This window comes from Streptomyces sp. NPDC055962, assembly GCF_042270185.1.
Taxonomy (GTDB): Bacteria; Actinomycetota; Actinomycetes; order Streptomycetales; family Streptomycetaceae; genus Streptomyces.
The window spans coordinates 444,284-461,179 of sequence record NZ_JBHJYN010000003.1 but is presented as its reverse complement, the minus strand read 5'-3'; the positions used below and the strand labels follow the sequence as shown (position 1 = coordinate 461,179).

Below are 16,896 nucleotides of genomic sequence, written 5' to 3'. Positions count from 1 at the left end.
CCCGCGGACCGTTTGCCGGGCGGCACACTGGACATGATCCGCCCGTGACGGAGCGTACTGATCCGATGACGTGGACGCTGAAGAGTGAGCGTCCGGAGCCGGCCGGCTATCTGACGGTGCGGTGCCGGACCTACGTGCAGCCGGACGGCAAGGACTCGGAGTGGGACATCCTCCACGGCTCCCGGACGGTCGCCCTCGTGGCGTTCACAGAGGACGGCCGGGGCATCCTCGTACGCCAGTTCCGGCCGGGCCCGGGCAAGGTGCTGGCCGAGCTGCCGGGCGGCATGATCGAGCCCGGCGAGGAGGTCCTGCACGCGGCGGCTCGCGAACTCCTCGAGGAGACCGGCTACCAGGCAGGGAGCGCCGAAGTCGTCATGCGGACGTACCTGGCGTCCTACGCGACCCATGTGCGCTACGCGGTGCTCGCCAGGGACTGCCGGAAGGTCGCCGAGCCCACGCCCGACGCGGAGGAGTTCGTCGATCCGTTCACCCTGGCCCAGGACGTGTACGTGGAGCATCTCCTCGGCGGCGAGTACACCGACGCGGACGTGGGCCTGGCGGGACTCGTCGCGGCGGGCCTGCTCCTCAGGAAGCCCTGAGCACCACCGTCCGAGGTACGCGGGAGCGTCCTTGACGTGCGCGCGGTTCCCACCCCGTACAGACTCGGACCATGTGCACCCACAGGGCCCCTTCGGGCACGGGCGCGGCCGAACCCCCTCCCGGACGGGGCGCCGCCCACCAGACGCTGGCCCTCGCGGCGATGCTGTTCGCCGTGTCGATGACGTTCATCGACCAGACGATCGTCTCCATCGCCGCTCCGAGCATCGTCGGCGAACTCGGCCTCTCGTCCTCCGGGATGCAATGGGTGGTCAACGCGTACCTGCTGTCGCTCGCCGCCTTCTTCGCCCTCGGCGGACGGCTCTCCGACATCGTCGGCCACAAGCGGGTGATGCTGATCGGCACCCTCCTGTTCGTCGTCTCGTCCGTGCTGTGCGGATGCGTCCCGGCCGGTGACCTCGCACAGACCTGGCTGATCGTCTTCCGCGCCACCCAGGGGCTCGGCGCGGCGCTCATGTTCCCCGCCGCGCTCGCCGTCGTCGTCGCGGTCTTCCCGGTGGAGAAGCGGGGCAGGGCCCTGGCGCTGTTCTTCGGCCTGTCGGGTGCGCTCACGGCGGTCGGGCCGTTGCTCGGCGGCTGGCTGACGGCCTGGACCTGGCGGGCCGTCTTCTGGGTGAACGTGCCGGTCGCGGCCGTCGCCCTGGTCCTGGCGGCCATGGCCCACATCCCGGGGTCCCGCAGGCGGGAGAAGCTGGACGTGCCCGGGGCGGCGCTGGTCGCCGTGGGCATGGGTCTGAGCGTGCTCGGCTTCCAGCAGGCGTCCGCGTGGGGCTGGAGCAGCGTCGCCACCTGGGCCTGCATCGTCGGCGGGCTCGCGGTCCTGGTCGTGTTCTGCCGCTACGAACGCGGGGTCGCCCAGCCGCTCATCACGCTGAAGGTCTTCCGCGACCGGGCGTTCACCGTCGACACGCTCGTCCTCTTCTTCGCGATGCTCGCCTTCGTCCCGGTGTTCTTCTTCGCCTCCGTGTACGCGCAGGTCTCGCTGAGCGCCTCGCCGAACCAGGCCGCCCTGTACCTGCTGTACTTCTTCATCGGCTTCGGCATCGCCTCCCAGTGGGGCGGCCGCATCCTGGACCGGCGCGGAGCCCGCCCGGCGATGAAGCTCGGCACGGCGCTCGGCGCAGTGGGATTCGCCCTGTGGGCGAACAAGCTGACGGACCTCTCGATGCACGACCAGTGGCCGTACGCGGCCCTCGCCGGCGCGGGCATCGGCTTCCTCCTCGCGCCCGCGTCCACCGACGCGGTCAACCGCTCGATCGGCGCCTCGTACGGCGAGGTCACCGGCATCACCCAGACCGTGCGCAACTACGCGGCCAGCATCGGGATCGCCGTCTTCGGGACGGTCCTCACCCATGTCACCACCGACAAGGTCCTGGAGACCCTCACGTCCCGGGGGGTACCGGCGGGCGTGGCGGACGACGCCGCCCGGTCGGTCGCGGAGGCCGTCACGGGGAATCCGGACGCCCGGGAACCGGCCGGCGACGGCCGGATCGCCACGCTGATGCGGGACTCCATGGACGCGGTCCGGCTGGACTTCGCCGAGGCGAACCAGTGGGTGTTCTACGGCATGGCGATCGCACTCGCCGTCGCGTACGTGTGCGCGCATCTGCACCCGGGGACACGGGTGACCGAAGAGACCGTCACGGAGCCGCCCGCGCGTCCCGGAGCGCGTCCCGGCAACGACGGCGGCTAGGAGTCCTCGGAACCGGAACGCCGGTGGCCGAAGAGTTTCCGGAACCGGAGCGGCGGCGGACGGCGCCTCCCCCGGATCCGTACGCGTGCTCCACCGAGGTCACGGGTGTGCGACGGCGCTCGCCGGGGAGGCGTGACGCATGCACTCATGGACTCTCGACGACATGCCCGACCTCTCCGGCACCACGGCGGTGGTCACGGGCGCCAACAGCGGGATCGGGGCGGTGACCGCGCTCGCCCTGGCCCGCTCCGGCGCGCGGACGATCCTCGCCTGCCGCGACCCGGAACGCGGCGGCCGAGCCCTGGACGCCGTGCGCCGCGCCGCCCCCGGATCCGACGCCCGGCTCGTCGGTCTCGACCTGGCGGACCTCTCCAGTGTGGCGGAGGCCGCCGGCCGTATCGCGAAGGAGACCGACGGCAGGCTGGATCTGCTGGTCAACAACGCGGGGGTGATGGCCCTTCCCCTGCTGCGGACGGCCGACGGGTTCGAGATGCAGTTCGGCACCAACCACCTCGGCCACTTCGCGCTGACGCACCATCTGCTGCCTCTCCTCGGCCAGGGGGCGCCCTCGCGGGTCGTGACGGTGTCGTCGCTGGCGCACCGCATCGGGCGCATCGACTTCGCCGGCCTCGACGCGGAGCACGGCTACGACAAGTGGCGCGCCTACGCGCAGTCCAAGCTCGCCAATCTGCTCTTCACCGCGGAACTCCAGCGCCGCGCGGACCTGGCAGGCAGGCCGGTCCTCTCGCTGGCCGCCCATCCCGGCCTCTCCGCGACGGAGCTCGGACAGGCGGGCCCGAGGCTCGCCGGACGGGCCTGGGCGGCGAAGCTGGAACGGGTGACGCGCCTCTACACCCAGCGCCCGTCCGCGGGGGCGCTCCCCACCCTGTACGCCGCCACCCTTCCCGACGCGCTCGGCGGAAGCTACTACGGCCCCCGGCTGCTGGGCGAGACCAGGGGAGCGCCCGGCCCCGCCCGCATGTCGGCCCGCGCGCAGGACACGGACACGGCCCGCGCCCTGTGGGACGTGTCGGCGCGCCTCACCGGGACCGACGCCGAGGCCGTCTGAGACCGGGGGGCCGGGGCCGGGTGAGGCGCGTCTCACCCGGCCCCGGCCGCTTGCTATGCAACCAGTTGCATAAGACGATCGGGGTATGGCGCTCGAACACGCGATCCTCGTCTCCCTGCTGGAGCAGCCGGGCTCCGGCTACGAGCTGGCCCGGAGGTTCGAGCGGTCCATCGGGTACTTCTGGACCGCCACGCACCAGCAGATCTACCGCGTGCTCAAGCGCATGGAGAGCGACGGCCTGCTCGACGTCCGCGACGTCCCGCAGGAGCGCCGGCCGGACAAGAAGGAGTACTCGGTCGCCGGTCCCGGCCGTACCGTCCTCGCCGAGTGGCTGCACGAACCGATCGAACCCGAGAGCCTCCGCCACGACCTCGCCGTGAAGATCCGGGGCGCCGCCTTCGACGACCCGGCCGCGCTGCTGCACGAGGTCGAGCGGCACCACCGGGTGCACAGCGACCGGCTCGCGCACTACCTGGCCGGGGAGCACCGTGACTTCACCGGGCCGGGCGCGCCCGCACCGCTCGACGCCGGCCAGGAGCTCCAGCACGTCGTGCTGCGGGGCGGCATCGCGTACGAGCGGATGACGGTCGCGTGGCTCGACGACGTCCTCGCCACCCTCCACCGGCTCGCCTGAACCCGTCCCGCACCCCCGCCCGCCCACACCTGCCCGGAAGGCGTATCACCATGTCCGACCCGCTGCTGTTCAACCCGCGTGCCTACGACCCCGCACACTTCGACCCCGAGACCCGCAGGCTGCTGCGCGCCACCGTCGACTGGTTCGAGGCCCGCGGAAAGCGCCGGCTGGTGGAGGACTACCGGTCCCGCGCCTGGCTGGGTGACTTCCTCGACTTCGCGTCCAAGGAGGGCCTGTTCGCCACCTTCCTCACGCCCGCCTCGGCCGCCGAGCGGGAGGACCAGCGCTGGGACACCGCCCGGATCGCCGCGCTCAACGAGATCTTCGGCTTCTACGGGCTCGACTACTGGTACGCCTGGCAGGTCACCATCCTCGGTCTGGGACCGGTCTGGCAGAGCGACAACGCCGCCGCCCGCACACGCGCGGCGCAGCTCCTGGCCGAGGGCGAGGTGTTCGCCTTCGGACTCTCGGAGAAGACGCACGGCGCCGACATCTACTCCACCGACATGCTCCTGGAGCCGCAGGAGGACGGCGGTTTCCTGGCCACCGGGTCCAAGTACTACATAGGCAACGGCAACGCGGCCGGCCTCGTCTCCGTCTTCGGCCGCCGCACCGACGTCGAAGGCCCCGACGGCTACGTCTTCTTCGCGGCCGACAGCCGCCACCCGGCCTACCAGCTGGTGAAGAACGTCGTCGACTCCTCCAAGTACGTCAGCGAGTTCCGCCTCGACGGCTACCCGGTCGGCCCCGAGGACGTCCTGCACACCGGCCGCGCCGCCTTCGACGCGGCCCTCAACACCGTCAACGTGGGCAAGTTCAACCTCTGCACCGCCTCGATCGGCATCTGCGAGCACGCGATGTACGAGGCCGTCACCCACGCGCACAACCGCATCCTCTACGGCCGCCCCGTGACCGCCTTCCCGCACGTGCGCCGCGAGCTGGCCGACGCCTACGTGCGGCTCGTCGGGATGAAGCTGTTCAGCGACCGCGCCGTCGACTACTTCCGCTCGGCCGGGCCCGACGACCGCAGGTACCTGCTGTTCAACCCGATGACGAAGATGAAGGTGACCACCGAGGGCGAGAAGGTGATCGACCTGATGTGGGACGTCATCGCCGCCAAGGGCTTCGAGAAGGACACCTACTTCGCGCAGGCGGCCGTGGAGATCCGCAGCCTGCCCAAGCTGGAGGGGACGGTTCACGTCAACCTCGCCCTCATCTTGAAGTTCATGCGCAACCACCTGCTGGAGCCGGCCGGCTACGAGCCGGTGACGACCCGTCTGGACGCCGCGGACGACGGGTTCCTCTTCCGGCAGGGCCCGGCCCGCGGCCTCGGCTCGGTGCGCTTCCACGACTGGCGCCCGGCCTACGACGCGTACGCCTCCGTGCCCAACGTCGCCCGCTTCCGGGAGCAGGCGGACGCCCTGTGCGCCTTCGTGGCCGAGTCCGCCCCCGACGAACAGCAGAGCCGGGACCTCGACTTCCTGCTGTCGGTCGGCCAGCTCTTCGCCCTGGTCGTCCACGGCCAGCTGATCCTGGAGCAGGCCCGGCTGACCGGTCTGGACGCGGACGTGCTCGACGAGTTGTTCTCCGTGCTCGTCCGTGACTTCTCCGCCGACGCCGTCGAACTGCACGGCAAGGACTCCGCCACCCCGGAGCAGCAGGCCTGGGCCATCGCCGCCGTACGGCGTCCCGTCGTCGACGAGGCCCGATCGGCTCGGGTCTGGGACCGCGTCGAGGCGCTGTCCGGGGCCTATGAGATGGCCGGGTAGCGCCGCCCGGGTACAAGGCCGGGGCCGGGCGCTTCACCGGCGCCCGGGCGGGCATATGGAAGGTCCGGCGGCCGGATCCGGCCGGCTGCCAGGAGGAGGCGACCATGAACACGGTGTGGATCTGGCAGACACAGCTGGACCGTTCGCCGGGCGACGACGTGATCGGTTACGACGTGGAGGCGGCGGACGGGAGCCTGGGCACCGTCATCAGGCTCTCGCCGGTGCCGGGCTACGACCACCTGGTGATCGACGCGGGTGTCTGGAAGTTCGGGAGAAGCGTCGTCGTGCCGGCCGGCATGGTGACCGCGGTCGACTCCGGCGCACGGGTGATCCGGGTCGGGTGCACCAAGGAACAGATCAAGGACGCCCCCCGATTCGAGCGTGACCAGGACACCGGCGACCTCTTCTATCTGCGAGGGCTCGGCCGGTACTACGAATCCCTGGTCACCGCCGCTGGATGACCGCGGAAGCCGGCGCCACCCCTGTCGGTGGCGCCGGCCCGCCGTCTCAGCCGGACCGCACGCGGCGGCTCCTGCGGCCGAGCGCGACCTTGACCGGGACGAGCGCAAGCCAGGACCACATGGCGGCCGCGGGGGAGAGGGCGTAGGCGAGCGGCACAGTGGCACCGAAGACGAGGGCCGTGCCCGCCAGATCGGCGGCGATGGAGCGCGCTGTCCGCTCCGCGGCGTGGTCCTTCGGCCACGACCGGCGCAGTCCGGTCCTCAGCACGGCCAGTTCCAGCAGGTTGGTGACGCTCACGGTGCCCGCGTAGACCGCGACGGCCAGGGGCTCGGAGGCGTACTCGGAGAGGAGCGACGTCGGGAAGGGGATCAGTGCGATCGCGCCCAGCCAGATCAGCGCGAATCTCAGCGGCGGCGCGTCGAACCGGGGGACCAGCTCCATGATCCGGCGGTGGTCGCGCCAGAACGCGGTCAGGATCATGAAGCTCAGCGCATAGGCACCGAGGTCCGGGAGGACCTCGACCACTGCGTCCCGGAAGCCCTCGGGGGTCAGTCCCGGCGGCACCCGTACATCGAGCACCAGCAGGGTCATGGCGATCGCGAAGATCCCGTCGGACAGCGCGGAGAGCCGTTCCGTGGTCTTGTCGTCACCCGTACCCGCCCGGCTCTCGTCCACCCGGCCAGCGTCCCGGGACCGGGGCGGAACCGGGCGGGATTAGGCCGACGGCGGGCATGCCGGGCACGGGTCCAGGGACTGCGGACCGGCGCCGGCGTCCCTGCGCCGGCGTCCGGCCGGAAGGGTCAGGCGGTCTGGAGGCTGTCGTCCTGCCTGCTCACGGGACGCCGGAGCCCCGGGGAGACCGTGGCCCGCATGCCGAGCATCGAGTCCGCGACCTGGAGAGCCTGCCGGACGGCCTGCGTACCGGTCATCACGCACAGGGTGTAGGCGGCGTCCTCCACGATCCGGGCGGTCGCCTCGGTCGAGCGGCGGGCATCCTCGATCCGTGCGTCGGCATAGCGGGCCAGAGCCACTCTCAGGTCCTGAGGACTGGGTGTCAGCACAGCGGGTTCTCCTCTGGGTTCGATCCACGTCCGGGGGCGGCGCACCGGAGCACGGGGGGCCGGTGACGTCCCGGCCGCACGGTGCGGTTCACGCACCGTCATGTGATCCGGCGTCACGCGTCTACCCGGTCGCGAGCGGAGTACGCCCACCCGTCAGCGTGTGCGCCGACGCTTGCCGCAGCGGGCGTTCTACCGTTCACCGATGCGATCTGTCCCCTGGTGGGTCCTGTTCTCCTCGGTGAGCGCCCCGGTCCTCCTCGTCGGGGGCTGGGCGGTCTCGGCGGAGCTCCAGGGCCCCGGCTACGACCCCGCGACGTCCACGATCAGCATCCTCGCCGCCGACGGCGCCGCCGGGTACTGGGTGATGACGTCGGCCCTGCTCGCCCTGGGAGCCTGCCATGTGATCACCGCCTGCGGGCTGCGCCCCGCCGCACCGTCCGGACGGGTGGCCCTGGCCGGCGGCGGGCTCGCGGCGATGCTGCTGGCCCTGTTCCCGGCGCCGCGCAGCGGCGGCTCGTTCGACCACGGGGTGGTGGTGGCCGTGGGATTCGTCCTGCTCGCCGTGTGGCCGGTCCTGGCCGTACGGCGCGACCCGGGTCCCCGGCGGATCACGCCCGTCCGCGAAGCCGGCCCGGGGGCACAGGCGACGGCCCCGCTGCCCGGCAGGACGGCCCCCTGGGGCCTGCGGCCCGCCCCCTCCACGGCGGCGGCCGCACTCATGTGGCTCGGCGGGGCCTGGTTCCTGCTCGCCCTGTTCGTCCTCGACACCGCGGGGGCGGCCGAGCGCGTCATCACGTTCGCACAGTCGTTCTGGCCGCTCGTCGTGGCCTTCTCCTGCTTCCGGCACACGGACGGCGACGGGCAGCGGACGTGACGCGTGGCCCCGGGCGAGTGGGCGACACCCGTCCCCCGGCGCCCGGTGCGGAGGGCAGGAAGAGCTCCACGAGACGCCCTCGGAGACGATCGCCTCCCGGTGGGGCCCGCCCCAGGCCTGCGGCTCGCGCACCGGGCGGGGTCCCACCGCCCTGACAGCTCCCGGTGGGCCCGCCCGGAGAGGGGCCCACCGGAGCGGACGGCTACGGCTTGCGGCCCACCGCCACGTAGCCGGCGCTGATGACGTCGTCCTGGCCGGGTACCGGCTCTCCCAGCTCGGGGTGCCACGCCTCGGCGGCCACGATGCCCGGCTCGACGATCTCCAGCCCGTGGAAGAAGCGGGAGAACTGATCACGGGTGCGGGGCGCCAGCGTGAGGGTGTTCGCTTTGTACATCTCATCGACCTTGCGGGCCTCGGCCGGGTGGAAGTCGGCCGTGAGGTGCGAGATCACCACATGGCTGCCGGGCGCGAGCACGCCCGTAAGCCGGTCCACCAGCTCGTAGGCGCCGTCCTCGTCGCTCACGAAGTGCAGCAGCGAGATCAGCGAGAGCGCTACCGGGCGGCTGAAGTCCAGCGTCTTGCCGGCGTGTTCGAGAATGACGTCCACGTCCCGGGCGTCCGCCTGCACGTAGTCGATGGCACCCTCCTCGGTGCCCTTGAGCAGGGCCCCGGCGTGTGCCAGGACGATCGGGTCGTTGTCGCAGTAGACGACCCGCGTGTCGGGCGCCGCCCGCTGGGCCACCTGGTGCAGGTTCGGCTCCGTGGGTATCCCGGTGCCGATGTCGAGGAACTGGCGGATTCCCTTGCCCGTGAGCCACCGGGTGGCACGGTGCATGAACGCCCGGTTCACCTTCGCCATCACCGGGACCCCGGGCTCGACGGCGAGCATCTGCCGGCCCATGGCCTCGTCCACCGGGTAGTTGTCCTTGCCCCCGAGAAACCAGTCGTACATCCGCGCGGGATGAGGTCTGCTGGTGTCGATGCGCAGGGCGGGGGCATCGTTCTCCGGTCGGGACATGGCGAACTCCTGGATGGGCGCGGCAGCGGATGATCAGCGTGCGTACAGAATAGGGAACATGGGCGCCGGTCATGTCGCCCGCTCGCCAACTCATGCGGTGCGGTACGTGACTTCGCCGCTGTCGTCGCCCACGTGCCGGATCGTGGTCCCGGGCGGCCCGGGGCCGGGACGGTGGGTACGGCGGGGCAGGGCCGCCGTACCCACCGTCCCGTACGGGCCGCTGCGCCGGTCAGCCTGCGCTGCAGGAGACGGTCGGCCAGGTCCAGTTGCCGTTGGCCTGGATGGTGGCGCCCCAGGTGTTGCCGTTGCCGTTGGGTCTGGCGGTCAGGACCTGTGCGCTGGGGAAGGCGGCAGTGGTGTTCCAGGTGGAGAGGACCTTGGCGGGGGAGGGGACGTTCATCGTGACGGTCCAGTTGCTGGACCCGGTGACGGCTACGTTGAGGTTGTAGCGGTCGCTCCACTTGCTGCCTGCCGTCAGCGTGGCGGTGCAGCCTCCGCCGCCACCGCCCCCTCCGGTGCCGCCGCTGTCGGGTGCCACGGCGCGGCCCGTCGTCGGGGAGATCATGCCGGCGCAGAGTCCTCGGCCGGCCAGGCCCTGCGCGATGCGCGGGATCGCGGCGAGCGTGTTGGCGGGCCAGTCGTGCATGAGGATGATCTGGCCGTTGGTCAGCCGGGCGTTCGCCGCCACGATCGCGTCCGTGCTCGCGTTGTTCCAGTCCTGCGAGTCGACGTCCCAGATGATCTGGGTGAGACCGTACGCGGCCGCGGCGGCCTGCACGGTCGCGTTGGTCTCACCGTACGGAGGGCGGAAGAGCTTGGGTGTGCCGCCGCCGCCGGCGGCGATGGCCTGCTGTGTGCGGGAGAGCTCGGATTCGACCTGGGCCCGGCTCTGCTGGATCAGGTGCGGGTGGGTGTAGCTGTGGTTGCCGACCCACATGCCGGCGTCGACCTGAGCCCGGACCTGGGCGGGGTTGGAGGCCGCGTACTGCCCCTGGTTGAACATCGTGGCGCGCAGGCCGTTCTGCTTCAGGGCGTTGAGCAGGGCGGGTGTACTGCCGGACGGGCCGTCGTCGAAGGTGAGCCCGACGTACCCGTTGCAGGCCGCGGACGGGGCGGCGTGCGAGGGAGTGGTGCCGACGGCGACCGTGGTGGTCGCGGCCGTCGAGGCGACGGCCAGGGCCGTGGTCACCGCCCGGAGGGACAGGCGTGGCATGAGGCGCATGCGGGTGTCCTTCGCTTCCTGGTGGACGAGGGGTAACGGGGTGGTGGCGCGGGGCGGCGGGCACGGGCCGCCGCCCCGCCGGTGCGAGGGGGTGCGGTCAGCCTGCGCTGCAGGAGACGGTCGGCCAGGTCCAGTTGCCGTTGGCCTGGATGGTGGCGCCCCAGGTGTTGCCGTTGCCGTTGGGTCTGGCGGTCAGGACCTGTGCGCTGGGGTAGGCGGCGCTGGTGTTCCAGGTGGAGAGGACCTTGGCGGGGGAGGGGACGTTCATCGTGACGGTCCAGTTGCTGGACCCGGTGACGGCTACGTTGAGGTTGTAGCGGTCGCTCCACTTGTCGCCCGCGGTCACGGTGGCGGTGCAGCCGCCGCTTCCGCCGCCGGTGTCGCCGCCGCCACCCGAGGTGCCGCCCACGGTGATGGCGGAGCTGCCACTGCTCTGGTAGCCCTCGGTGGCCATGATCATGTAGTTGAAGGTGCCCAGGTACATGCCGTTCCTGGCCCACGCGTCGAAGTGGTTGCCGGTGGTGATGGTTCCTCCGGTCCGCTTCGACTGGCGGACGCTCCAGAACTGCTTGAACGTGCGCGTGCCCTCGATGGAGGGGGCGTTGACGCGGGTCGTCTCGTAGATGTCGTACGTGCCGCCGTCGCTGGTGACCGTGCCCTTGAACGTGCCCGTCGGGCGGTAGGTGCCCCAGTTGTCGACGATGTAGTACTCCACGAGGGGATTCGTCGACCATCCGTAGAGGGTCAGGTAGGCGTTGCCGGACGGGTTGAAGGTGCCGGAGTAGGTCACGCTCCGGCGTCCGCCCGTGCTCCAGCCCTTGCCCGCCACGAAGTTCCCGGTGTTGCTCCACGAGGTGCCGTAGCCGCCTCCGGACGCCAGGTTCATCGAGACCGAGCCGGGGCTGTCGGTCCAGAAGGAGTAGTAGTACCCGTTGTTCGTGCCGGTCTGATTCGAGTTGACGACCGTGTCGGCGCTGGCGGCTCCGGGCAGGGCGAGCACGGCCACGGCGGCCGTCGCCGCGGCCAAGGCATTGCGGATGAACCGTCTGAGACGGGCGCGTGTGCGGCTCGTCGGCTGTGCGGGTGCGTCGTTCATGTGCGTGCTTTCCTCCTCGTGCTCGTGAGGCCGGGTGGGGTCCGGGCAGCGCGGGACGCCCTCTGTGGGGGTGTCGGTGGAACAGGCGAAGGCGGCGACCGTGCGTCGTGTCGCGCGACCCGGCCGGACCGGACCGGTCGCCACGCTGCGGCGACCGGCCTGAGTACCGGGTCGGGGTGGACCCGGATCGGCAGTGGTTGAGGTCTGTCGACGGCGAACAGTGTTGATCCGGGGCGTTCGGGTGTCAATAGTTTCGGCGCGAATTACGAAAGCATCGGTCTGGAGCGTGGGTGGATGCGGGGGTGTTTTCCCTGTTCCAGGGTGCAGTGGGGTGACTCGGTCCCCTTCGGGGGTGGGTGTGTTGATGGTGTGAATCGATAATTGCAACATTGGATTTCGAAACTTTCGAAGCCTTTCGATTGTGTTGCGAACGTCTGGGACCGCCGGAGCGGACCCGGCACCGGGTCCGCGCGGACAGAAGCAGGGGCCCCCGGCGGTCGTTCCGCTGGGAGCCCCGGCTACTGCCCGCGCGGACCGGCCGGCGGTGGCGGGCCCGTCAGAGCATGGCCCTGAGCGCGCTGTTGAGCTCCAGCACATTGACCCGGGGCTCGCCCATGAAGCCGAGGGTGCGCCCCTCGGTGTGCTCGGCCACGAGCTTCGCGACCCGGTGGACGGGGAGACCGTTCCGCTCGGCGACCCGGTGGACCTGCAGCTTCGCGTAGGCCGGGGAGATGTCCGGGTCGAGTCCCGAGCCGGAGGAGGTGACGGCGTCGGCCGGGACGTCCTCGGGCAGCACCGTGTGACCGGGGGTGGAATTGTCCGCCACGACGGCGGCCTTCGCCTCCGTGACCCACGTGATCAGCTCGGCGTTGTCCGCGGCACGGTTGGTGGCACCGGAGAGGATCAGTGAGTACCGGAGATTGACGCTGTTGGAGCCCAGGCCGTTCGAGGGGCGGGGCTGGAACCACCTGAGGTCAGGCTTCGCCGCCTCGTCCGGATCGTCGGGATCGTGCTTCGGGAGGTCGTAGGTCTGCCCGATCAGCGAGGACCCGACGGTGCGGCCGCTCGCGTCGCTGATCTCGGAACCGTTGGCCTTGCCGCTGAAGAGCGCCTGCGCGACGCCCGTGACGGCGAGCGGGTAGAGGACACCGCAGACGACGCTCAGCACGAGGAGGGCGCGCAGCCCCGCTCCGAGCAGCCGGGCGGTGTTCTTGAGAGAGGTGTTCATGGCTGGTCAGCCGTTCTGGTTCAGGAGAGCCCGGGAATGAGGGAGATGAGCAGGTCGATGATCTTGATGCCGATGAACGGGGCCACCAGGCCGCCGAGCCCGTAGATCCCGAGGTTGCGGCGGAGCATCCTGTCGGCTCCGGCCGGCCGGTACCGGACCCCCTTGAGGGCGAGCGGGACGAGGGCGACGATGATCAGCGCGTTGAAGACGACGGCCGACAGGATCGCGGACTCCGGCGACGCGAGGCCCATCACGTTGAGCTTGTCCAGGCCGGGGTACACCACCGCGAACATGGCCGGGATGATCGCGAAGTACTTCGCGACGTCGTTGGCGATCGAGAACGTGGTCAGGGCGCCCCGCGTGATGAGGAGCTGCTTGCCGATCGCGACGATCTCGATCAGCTTGGTGGGGTCGGAGTCCAGATCCACCATGTTCCCGGCCTCCTTGGCGGCCGAGGTGCCCGTGTTCATCGCCACGCCGACGTCCGCCTGGGCGAGCGCGGGGGCGTCGTTGGTGCCGTCCCCGGTCATCGCGACGAGCTTGCCGCCCGCCTGCTCCCGCTTGATGAGGGCCATCTTGTCCTCGGGCGTGGCCTCGGCGAGGAAGTCGTCGACCCCCGCCTCCTCGGCGATCGCCTTGGCCGTCAGCGGGTTGTCACCCGTGATCATGACGGTCCTGATCCCCATCCGGCGCAGCTCGGTGAAGCGCTCCCGCATGCCGTCCTTGACGACGTCCTTGAGGTGGACGACGCCCAGGATCCGGGCCCCCTTCGCGTCCTCGACGGCGACGAGCAGCGGTGTGCCGCCCGCTTCGGAGATCCGGTCGGCGAGCGGGCCGGCGTCCTCGGCGACGCGACCGCCCCGCTCCTTCACCCATGCGACGACCGAACCGGCCGCGCCCTTACGGGCCTTGAGGCCGTCCACGTCCACCCCCGACATGCGGGTCTGTGCCGTGAAGGCGACCCAGGTGGCGTGGGCGAGCTCGCCCTGGTGGCGTTCGCGCAGACCGTACGCCTCCTTCGCGAGCACCACGACCGAGCGGCCCTCGGGAGTCTCGTCGGCCAGCGACGACAACTGCGCGGCGTCGGCCAGCTCCGCCTCGCTCGTGTCCCTGACCGGGAGGAACTCCGCGGCCTGCCGGTTGCCGAGCGTGATGGTGCCGGTCTTGTCGAGCAGCAGCGTCGACACGTCACCCGCCGCCTCCACGGCACGCCCCGACATGGCCAGGACGTTGCGCTGGACGAGGCGGTCCATGCCCGCGATCCCGATCGCGGAGAGGAGCGCACCGATGGTCGTCGGGATCAGGCAGACCAGCAGGGCGGTGAGGACGATCAGCGACTGCCCGGCGCCGGCGTGGACCGCGAAGGGCTGGAGCGTCACGACGGCGAGCAGGAAGACGATGGTCAGCGAGGCCAGCAGGATGTTGAGCGCGATCTCGTTGGGGGTCTTCTGCCGGGCCGCGCCCTCCACCAGGGCGATCATCCGGTCGATGAAGGTCTCGCCCGGCCTGGTGGTGATCCTCACGACGATCCGGTCGGACATGACCTTCGTGCCGCCCGTGACAGCACTGCGGTCGCCGCCGGACTCCCTGATCACCGGGGCCGATTCGCCGGTGATGGCGGACTCGTCGACGGACGCGACCCCTTCGACGACATCGCCGTCGCCCGGAATGATGTCGCCGGCCTCGCAGACGACCAGATCGCCCACGCGCAGCTCCGTGCCGGGCACCTCCACCTCGTCACGGCCCTCCAGGCGCCGGGCGACCGTGTCCGTCCTGGCCTTGCGCAGGGTGTCCGCCTGGGCCTTTCCGCGGCCTTCGGCCACCGCCTCGGCGAGGTTGGCGAAGACCGTGGTCAGCCAGAGCCAGGCCGTGATGGCCCAGCCGAACCAGTCACCGGGATCCCGGAGGGCCAGCAGCGTGGTGACCACCGAGCCGACGAGCACCACGAACATGACCGGGGACTTGATCATGTTGCGCGGATCGAGCTTCCTCACCGCGTCCGGGAAGGAGGTGAGCAACTGCCTCGGGTCGAAGAGTCCTCCGCCGGCACGTCCCGGCCCGGCGCCGCCGGACGGGTCCTCGTGCGGGGCACGGGTGGGGGTGACGGTGCTCATGAGGCGAGTCCTTCGGCGAGCGGACCCAGCGCCAGCGCCGGGAAGTAGGTCAGACCGGTGATGATGAGGATCGTTCCGACGAGCAGACCCGCGAAGAGCGGCTTGTCCGTCCGCAGGGTGCCCGCCGTGGCGGGGACGGGGCGCTGCTCGGCGAGCGAGCCGGCCAGGGCCAGGACGAACACGATCGGGAGGAAGCGGCCGAGCAGCATCGCGAGCCCGATGGTGGTGTTGAACCACTGGGTGTCGGCGTTGAGCCCGGCGAAGGCGGAGCCGTTGTTGTTGGCGCCGGAGGTGTAGGCGTAGAGGATCTCGGAGAATCCGTGCGCGCCGCCGTTGGTCATCGAACGGGGCGGAGTGGGCAGTGCCGTCGCGGCGGCGGTGAAGCAGAGCACCAGCGCGGGGGTGATCAGGATGTAGCACGCCGCGAGCTTGATCTGGCGGGTCCCGATCCTCTTGCCGAGGTACTCGGGGGTGCGGCCGACCATGAGGCCCGCGATGAACACCGCGATGATCGCCATGACGAGCATGCCGTAGAGGCCGGAGCCGACGCCGCCGGGAGCGATCTCGCCCAGCTGCATGCCCAGCATGGTGATACCGCCGCCGAGCCCCGTGTACGAGGAGTGGAAGGAGTTGACCGCGCCGGTCGACGTCAGGGTCGTCGCCACGGCGAAGATCGACGATCCGCCGATGCCGAAGCGGGTCTCCTTGCCCTCCATCGCCCCGCCGGCGATCTCCAGGGCCGGACCGTGGTGGGCGAACTCCGTCCACATCATCAGGGCCGTGAAGGCGACCCAGATGGTGGCCATCGTGGCCAGGATCGCGTAGCCCTGCCGCAGGCTGCCGACCAGACGGCCGAACGTGCGGGTCAGCGCGGACGGGATCAGGAGGATCAGGAAGATCTCGAAGAGGTTGGAGAACGGCGTCGGATTCTCGAAGGGGTGGGCGGAGTTGGCGTTGAAGTAGCCGCCGCCGTTCGTCCCCAGCTCCTTGATGGCCTCCTGCGAGGCGACCGCGCCGCCGTTCCACTGCTGGGCGGAGCCCGTGAACTGTCCGACCTCGTGGATGCCGGAGAAGTTCTGGATGACGCCGCACGCCACCAGCACGACCGCGCCGGCCACCGCGATCGGCAGCAGGATCCGCAGCGTGCCGCGCACGAGGTCGGTCCAGAAGTTGCCGAGCTCTCCGGTGCGCGAGCGCGCGAATCCGCGTACGAGGGCCACGGCGACCGCCATGCCGACCGCGGCCGAGACGAAGTTCTGCACCGCGAGGCCGCCCGTCTGCACGACGTGGCCCATGGCCTGTTCGCCGTAGTACGACTGCCAGTTGGTGTTCGCCACGAAGGACGCCGCGGTGTTGAACGCCTGGTCCGGGTCGATCGACGCGAAGCCGAGCGAACCGGGCAGGGCACCCTGGAGGCGCTGGAGCGCATAGAGGAAAAGGACGCTCACCGCGGAGAAGGCGAGTACACCGCGCAGATAGGCGGGCCAGTGCATCGAGGCCGACGGATTGGCTCCGATGGCACGGTAGATCCACTTCTCCGGCCGGTAATGCTTTTCGGAGGAGTAGACCCGGGCCATGTAGTCACCGAGCGGACGGTATGCCAGTGCCAGTGCGCCTGTCAGCGCGAGCAACTGGAGCACACCAGCTGTTACGGGGCTCATATCGGGGTTCAGAACCTCTCCGGGTACACAAGTGCAAGGACGAGGTAGACCAGCAGGGCGACGGCAACGACCAGGCCGGCGATGTTCTCGGCGGTCACAGCTTCGTCACCCCCCTTGCGATGAGAGCCACCAGTGCGAAAACCGCGATCGTGGTGACGACGAAGGCCAGATCGGCCATCGTGAGCTCCTGGAGGAAGTGAATGAAATGGAATCGGCCGGTGCGGCCGATCAAAAGCAAAGCGCACGGCCAGTCGTTCCCGGCGCCCCTTGACGGGCTCCATACGGGCCTGACGGAATTCTTGACGCCGCCCCTACGGAGCGGTTTTCGGGCAGGCGTACGCCACCCCTTTCCGTGCCGGTCCTCCCGCCTGGAAGCG

General features: G+C 70.7%; 17 protein-coding genes. 7 read left to right on the top strand and 10 right to left on the bottom strand.

Annotated features, from left to right (window positions below; genetic code table 11):
• Window positions 1-44 precede the first annotated feature (44 nt).
• The 6 genes from ACFC51_RS12590 (at window position 45) to ACFC51_RS12565 (ending at window position 6,244) form a co-directional block, all read left to right on the top strand.
• The gene (locus ACFC51_RS12590; RefSeq protein WP_376528432.1) at window positions 45-599 is read left to right on the top strand and encodes an NUDIX hydrolase; all 555 of its coding nucleotides are present in this window, start codon (window positions 45-47) and stop codon (window positions 597-599) included.
• 161 nt (window positions 600-760) lie between these two features.
• Entirely contained in the window at window positions 761-2,311 is a 1,551-nt protein-coding gene (locus tag ACFC51_RS12585; protein WP_376371673.1) for an MFS transporter, read from the top strand.
• A gap of 139 nt (window positions 2,312-2,450) precedes the next feature.
• Window positions 2,451-3,380 carry an oxidoreductase gene (locus ACFC51_RS12580; RefSeq protein ID WP_376371663.1) on the top strand — a complete coding sequence of 310 codons (930 nt, stop codon included), beginning with the start codon at window positions 2,451-2,453 and terminating at the stop codon, window positions 3,378-3,380.
• 85 nt (window positions 3,381-3,465) lie between these two features.
• Complete coding sequence (locus ACFC51_RS12575; RefSeq protein ID WP_376378072.1) at window positions 3,466-4,014, top strand: PadR family transcriptional regulator; 549 nt, start codon at window positions 3,466-3,468, stop codon at window positions 4,012-4,014.
• 50 nt (window positions 4,015-4,064) lie between these two features.
• The gene (locus ACFC51_RS12570) at window positions 4,065-5,783 is read left to right on the top strand and encodes an acyl-CoA dehydrogenase family protein (protein ID WP_376378075.1); all 1,719 of its coding nucleotides are present in this window, start codon (window positions 4,065-4,067) and stop codon (window positions 5,781-5,783) included.
• Between the two features lie 104 nt (window positions 5,784-5,887).
• The gene (locus ACFC51_RS12565; RefSeq protein WP_376378078.1) at window positions 5,888-6,244 is read left to right on the top strand and encodes a hypothetical protein; all 357 of its coding nucleotides are present in this window, start codon (window positions 5,888-5,890) and stop codon (window positions 6,242-6,244) included.
• A gap of 46 nt (window positions 6,245-6,290) precedes the next feature.
• On the opposite strand, the gene ACFC51_RS12560 is transcribed toward ACFC51_RS12565, so the two are convergent.
• Together ACFC51_RS12560 and ACFC51_RS12555 are read right to left on the bottom strand one after the other, a co-directional pair.
• The gene (locus ACFC51_RS12560) at window positions 6,291-6,920 is read right to left on the bottom strand and encodes a TMEM175 family protein (protein ID WP_376378081.1); all 630 of its coding nucleotides are present in this window, start codon (window positions 6,918-6,920) and stop codon (window positions 6,291-6,293) included.
• Between the two features lie 125 nt (window positions 6,921-7,045).
• Entirely contained in the window at window positions 7,046-7,306 is a 261-nt protein-coding gene (locus ACFC51_RS12555; RefSeq protein ID WP_376378084.1) for a DUF5133 domain-containing protein, read from the bottom strand.
• A gap of 202 nt (window positions 7,307-7,508) precedes the next feature.
• Between ACFC51_RS12555 and ACFC51_RS12550 the strand changes: the two genes are divergently transcribed.
• Window positions 7,509-8,180: a DUF998 domain-containing protein gene (locus tag ACFC51_RS12550; protein WP_376378087.1), complete on the top strand. Its 672-nt coding sequence runs from the start codon at window positions 7,509-7,511 to the stop codon at window positions 8,178-8,180.
• Between the two features lie 202 nt (window positions 8,181-8,382).
• On the opposite strand, the gene ACFC51_RS12545 is transcribed toward ACFC51_RS12550, so the two are convergent.
• The 8 genes from ACFC51_RS12545 to ACFC51_RS12510 form a co-directional block, all read right to left on the bottom strand.
• Window positions 8,383-9,198 carry an SAM-dependent methyltransferase gene (locus ACFC51_RS12545; RefSeq protein WP_376378090.1) on the bottom strand — a complete coding sequence of 272 codons (816 nt, stop codon included), beginning with the start codon at window positions 9,196-9,198 and terminating at the stop codon, window positions 8,383-8,385.
• Between the two features lie 229 nt (window positions 9,199-9,427).
• On the bottom strand, window positions 9,428-10,420 hold the full coding sequence (locus ACFC51_RS12540) for a polysaccharide deacetylase family protein (protein ID WP_376378093.1): 993 nt from the start codon (window positions 10,418-10,420) through the stop codon (window positions 9,428-9,430).
• Between the two features lie 97 nt (window positions 10,421-10,517).
• Window positions 10,518-11,516, bottom strand: a complete 999-nt coding sequence (locus ACFC51_RS12535) for a glycoside hydrolase family 11 protein (RefSeq protein ID WP_376528429.1) — start codon at window positions 11,514-11,516, stop codon at window positions 10,518-10,520.
• A gap of 556 nt (window positions 11,517-12,072) precedes the next feature.
• Window positions 12,073-12,744 carry a potassium-transporting ATPase subunit C gene (locus ACFC51_RS12530; protein WP_376378099.1) on the bottom strand — a complete coding sequence of 224 codons (672 nt, stop codon included), beginning with the start codon at window positions 12,742-12,744 and terminating at the stop codon, window positions 12,073-12,075.
• Window positions 12,745-12,764: 20 nt separating this feature from the next.
• Entirely contained in the window at window positions 12,765-14,858 is a 2,094-nt protein-coding gene (gene kdpB, locus ACFC51_RS12525; RefSeq protein WP_376528426.1) for a potassium-transporting ATPase subunit KdpB, read from the bottom strand.
• On the bottom strand, window positions 14,855-16,519 hold the full coding sequence (gene kdpA / locus ACFC51_RS12520) for a potassium-transporting ATPase subunit KdpA (protein WP_376378105.1): 1,665 nt from the start codon (window positions 16,517-16,519) through the stop codon (window positions 14,855-14,857). Before kdpA ends, kdpB begins: the two co-directional genes overlap by 4 nt.
• 8 nt (window positions 16,520-16,527) lie before the next feature.
• Window positions 16,528-16,617 (bottom strand): K(+)-transporting ATPase subunit F, encoded by a 90-nt coding sequence (gene kdpF / locus ACFC51_RS12515; protein WP_376378107.1) that lies wholly within the window; start codon window positions 16,615-16,617, stop codon window positions 16,528-16,530.
• Window positions 16,614-16,751: a hypothetical protein gene (locus tag ACFC51_RS12510; protein WP_376378110.1), complete on the bottom strand. Its 138-nt coding sequence runs from the start codon at window positions 16,749-16,751 to the stop codon at window positions 16,614-16,616. Before ACFC51_RS12510 ends, kdpF begins: the two co-directional genes overlap by 4 nt.
• Between the last annotated feature and the right edge of the window lie 145 nt (window positions 16,752-16,896).